This is a genomic window from Pseudomonas sp. PA-4-8C (genome assembly GCF_021606625.1).
GTDB lineage: Bacteria > Pseudomonadota > Gammaproteobacteria > Pseudomonadales > Pseudomonadaceae > Aquipseudomonas > Aquipseudomonas lactis.
Genome location: NZ_WKCD01000378.1, coordinates 1 through 4,222, shown reverse-complemented (window position 1 = coordinate 4,222; position 4,222 = coordinate 1). Strand labels below are relative to the sequence as shown.

At 61.6% G+C, this 4,222-nt stretch carries 6 protein-coding genes; 5 read left to right on the top strand and 1 reads right to left on the bottom strand.

Annotation, left to right across the window (positions count from 1 at the left end; genetic code table 11):
• Window positions 1–239: 239 nt before the first annotated feature.
• A complete protein-coding gene (locus GIW04_RS28485) occupies window positions 240–998 on the bottom strand; it encodes a collagen-like protein (RefSeq protein ID WP_120247608.1) in 759 nt (252 codons plus the stop codon).
• A gap of 179 nt (window positions 999–1,177) precedes the next feature.
• Between GIW04_RS28485 and GIW04_RS28480 the strand changes: the two genes are divergently transcribed.
• The 5 genes from GIW04_RS28480 to GIW04_RS28460 all read left to right on the top strand — a co-directional run.
• On the top strand, window positions 1,178–1,675 hold the full coding sequence (locus tag GIW04_RS28480) for a DUF6231 family protein (RefSeq protein WP_120247607.1): 498 nt from the start codon (window positions 1,178–1,180) through the stop codon (window positions 1,673–1,675).
• Window positions 1,676–1,679: 4 nt separating this feature from the next.
• Window positions 1,680–2,150: a YchJ family protein gene (locus GIW04_RS28475; RefSeq protein ID WP_003189238.1), complete on the top strand. Its 471-nt coding sequence runs from the start codon at window positions 1,680–1,682 to the stop codon at window positions 2,148–2,150.
• Window positions 2,151–2,171: 21 nt separating this feature from the next.
• Window positions 2,172–2,654, top strand: coding sequence for an LEA type 2 family protein (locus GIW04_RS28470; protein WP_003189237.1), 483 nt, complete (start codon window positions 2,172–2,174; stop codon window positions 2,652–2,654).
• The gene (locus GIW04_RS28465; RefSeq protein ID WP_003189235.1) at window positions 2,651–2,851 is read left to right on the top strand and encodes an SEC-C metal-binding domain-containing protein; all 201 of its coding nucleotides are present in this window, start codon (window positions 2,651–2,653) and stop codon (window positions 2,849–2,851) included. The genes GIW04_RS28470 and GIW04_RS28465 overlap by 4 nt, the downstream gene beginning before the upstream one ends.
• 246 nt (window positions 2,852–3,097) lie before the next feature.
• Window positions 3,098–4,222 (top strand): penicillin acylase family protein (locus GIW04_RS28460; RefSeq protein ID WP_236479443.1); only part of this gene is annotated, 1,125 nt, incomplete at its 3' end.

Below are 4,222 nucleotides of genomic sequence, written 5' to 3'. Positions count from 1 at the left end.
GAGGTGCCGAGTGGTGGGGCAAGAGCCCTTTTGGTTACTTTTGGGGCTCTTTTCCAAAAGTGACCCGCTGTCAGAGCGGAACCCTAAGTGGCCGTTACCTAAATAACGGATATGTACCCGGTCCAACTGTGTCGACTGTCAGGCCGTCGCGGGAGCAAGCTCCCTCGCCACAGGTCCAGCATCGCGCCGAAAATGTGTGATACCTACGGCTTGCCCGCGATGGCGTAAGGCCAGGCGACTCAGAGCCGCTGGATAGTCACAGCCCCCGCAGGCCCAGCCGGCCCCGGTTGCCCTTCCAACCCTGGACGGCCCTTTTCGCCGCCGTCCGCGCGGTACACCAGGCAGCCCTTGGACTGCCCGCCCTTGCCGGGTTTGCCCGCAACCCCAGCCAGGCCACCGGGCCCGCCATCGACCCAGACCTTGATCTGTTCAGCCGGGAACGCCTGCGGCAACTCCAGGCGTACCTGGGCGCCCGCCGCCCCTGGCCGGCCATCGCCGCCGTTATCGCCATTGAAACCGCGCCCGGCTGAGCCCCAGGTGCAACCCGGGTCAACGCCGTTGGCACCGTCCAGGCCCGCATATCCTTGGGCGCCGGCGCCACCACGGGCATCTACCGAAAGCGCTTCGGCAGTCAGCGAGTTAATGCGCAAGGTCAGGTCACGCCCAGCCTTGGCGGGTTTTTCGTGGGTGCCGGGAGCGCCCCGAGAGGTGATCTGGCTACCGTGCTCCAACTGCGCATCGCGCACTTGCATTTGCAGTGCGGTATTGCCGGGAACAATGGTGATGCGTGCGTCGCGCCCCAAGTGCAGCTCATCCACCGTAACCTGGCTGATGGTGGCCGGAATCAGCAAGGTGCCGTAATCCGCCACGTCCAGACGCTCGAGCTGCAACACGCTGGTGCTGCTGGGCAAGCGCATCAATGAATTGGTTTCGACACTGACGCTCTGGGCCAGGGCAACGGGGCTGACCAACAGGGCCAGCAGAAAAACCTTACGCATCATGGGGCTCCTGAGTGTTTTCAAATTTTTCTTTGATCGCACAGTAACGACTTCTACAGGCGATTTGCCAGTGAAGGATCAAAAAACTTCAGTTCTCCCCCGGCGGCTATCGACCGCCGCGCTCTAGGCCCACGCGCCCAGCCGCGCTAGTCTCTACGGTCTTGATGCGAGGATCTGCAATGACCGCTGGAATTTCTGCCCGTACGCCCCAACAAGCCTTGGCGGCCCTGCTGGACCTTCACAGGCCAAAACGCCTGTTATTAGTGGGCGCCAGCCATTTTCCGGCGCTGGATGCCTTCAAAGCTGCGCACCCGGACACCGAAGTGTTCTATGCCCCGCCAGGGCCGTTGTCGGAAAACCTCGCGGTGCAGCGCTTTGACCTCGCGCTGGTGGTCGACTGCCTGGAGCACCTGACCAAACCCCAAGGCCTGACCCTGCTCGGTGGCATTCGTAACCTCAATGCCAGCCGCATCGCCGTGCTGGCCGACCTGGGCGCCTGCGACTGGAAGGACACCGACTTTTTCTCCCTGGCCCTGCAAGCCGGCGAACGCTTCCAACGCGATGATCAGGTACTGACGCTGTTTACCTATGATCTGCTTGACTATAAACAGGTGCCGGACTGGCTCAACGCCCGCTTCTGGGCCAACCCGGAAAACTTCGGAAAGTATTGGTGGTAACCCGATGAGTACATCCATTTGCCCGTGCGGCAGCGGCAATCTGCTGGATGCCTGCTGCGGCCATTATCACGCCGGTCACCCGGCCCCCTGCGCCAGCGCGTTGATGCGCTCGCGCTACAGCGCCTATGTGCTGGGCCTGGTCGATTACCTGGTCGCCACTACATTGCCTGCGCAACAGGCCGGCCTGGACCGCGACGCCATTGCCGCCTGGAGTGCCCAAAGCACCTGGCTGGGCCTGGAGGTTGAAAGCTCCGAGGTGTTCGGCGGCCAGCCGGAACACGCCTTTGTCACCTTTACCGCGCGCTGGCATGACGCTACTGGTGAACATAGTCACCGCGAGCAGTCTTCTTTCGTACAGAATGAGGGGCGCTGGTACTTCATCGACCCTACGGTAGAAGTGAAGGCCGGACGTAACGATGCCTGTTTGTGTGGCAGTGGGCAGAAATTCAAGAAGTGCTGTTCCAGCTACTTCTAATCACTGGACGGGGATAACGCCATGCTTCGGATGTATAGCTTGATGCTGGCGTTGACCCTGGGCCTGACCGGCTGCGCGTCCTGGTTCGAAGACGACGCGCCGCCGCCCCACGTTGCCCTGGTCAAGGTCGAAGTGGTACGGGCCAAGCTGCTGGAGCAGAAATTCAAGCTGTACTTTCGCGTGGACAACCGCGACGACGCCGACCTGACCGTGCGCGGCCTGGTCTACAAGGTCAGCCTGGGCAACCTGGTGTTGACCGAAGGCGAGTCCAACGAGTGGCTGACCGTACCGCCACGCGGGCATAAATTCTTCAAGGTCTCGGTGCGCACCAACCTCTGGCCACAGGTGCGTGAGGTGGTGCAGATGCTGAAAAATCCCGACCGGCCCGTGCCTTATCGTCTGGAAGGCGAACTGAAAACCGGATTATTCATCGGTAATGACGTGCAGGTGGCACACAATGGCGAGATAATCCCCGGCGATTTTATTCCGGAGCAACATCGATGACACAGCAACCCCATGTCCATGGTCCTGACTGCAACCACGATCATGACCACCATGATCACGACCACGGCCATGTCCACGGCCCGAACTGCGGCCACGCTCACCAAGAGCCGGTGCGCAATGCGTTGAAGGACGTCGGTCGCAACGACCCCTGCCCGTGCGGCAGCGAGAAGAAATTCAAGAAGTGCCACGGCGCTTAAACCGCACGTGTAGGAGCGAGCTTGCTCGCGAAAAACGTCAGCGATTACGCGTGTTTCCTGAATAAACACAGCGCCCATGGGTTTCTCGCGAGCAAGCTCGCTCCTACAAAGCCTTAAACCAGCCCCCACCTCAATGGGCGGCTGTTTCAAGTTCTCACGCAATTGCCAAAACTCCCGCTTGCGTCGTTTCGCCGCGCTCACTAACGTAGCGCCTTTACTGACGCTACCCCCCGCAGGAGCTTTGCCATGGCCTCGCCAGCCCTCTTACATTTTCTTCCCCGGTTCGGCGTTGCCGCGGCAGTGGTCAGTGCCTTGGGCCTGGCCGGTTGCCAGCTCCAGAACACCCAGGACACCCTGCCGCCCGTTGCTGGCGTGCAGCCGATCAAGGGCCTGGCACAGAATGTGTCGGTGCGCCGCAATGCCCAAGGCATGCCGCTGATCGAAAGCAACACTTTCCACGACGCTCTGTTCAGCCTCGGTTACGTGCACGCCAGCGACCGCATCACCCAGATGGTCACTCTGCGCCTGCTGGCTCAGGGCCGTCTGGCGGAAATGTCGGGCCCGCAAGTGCTGGATGTCGACCGCTTCATGCGGGCGGTCAACCTCAAGAAAAGCGCTGGCGAGTTGTACAATGCCTCATCGCCACGCCTCAAACGCTTCTTTGAAGTGTATGCCCGAGGCGTCAACGCCTACCTGTTCCGCTACCGCGACAAGCTGCCGGCGGACCTGGCCCAGAGCGGCTACAAGCCCGAGTACTGGAAGCCGGAAGATTCGGCGCTGCTGTTCTGCCTGCTCAATTTCAGCCAGTCGAGCAACCTGCAGGGGGAGCTCTCGTCCCTGGTGCTGGCGCAAAAGGTCGGCGTCGACAAACTCGCCTGGCTCACCCCAAGCGCACCGGACGAACCTGTCCCGCTGGCCGAAGCCGACAAGCTCAAAGGCGTCAACCTGAGCCAGATCACCGGCCTCGCCGGGCTGGAAACCGTAGGCCAGCAATTGCGCAGCCTCAACGCCCTGAGCGTCACCACCTCAAGCAACTGGGCCATTGGCCCGCAACGCAGCCGCAGCGCCAAGAGCCTGTTGGCCAACGACATCGCCGCGCAGCCACAAGCACCGTCGCCGTGGAACTACGTGCAGATTCGTGCGCCCAAATACCAGGCCGCCGGTGCTTCGATTGCCGGCCTGCCGACCCTGCTCTCCGGTTTCAACGGCAAAGTGGCGTGGAGCATGAGCGCGGTCAAGGGCGACACCCAGGACCTGTTCCTGGAGAAGGTCAAACGCCAGGGCAACGCGCTGTACTACGAGAACAACGGCAAATGGCTGCCGGCCGGCGTGCGCAACGAAACCTTCTTCATCAAGGGCCAGCGCTCGATT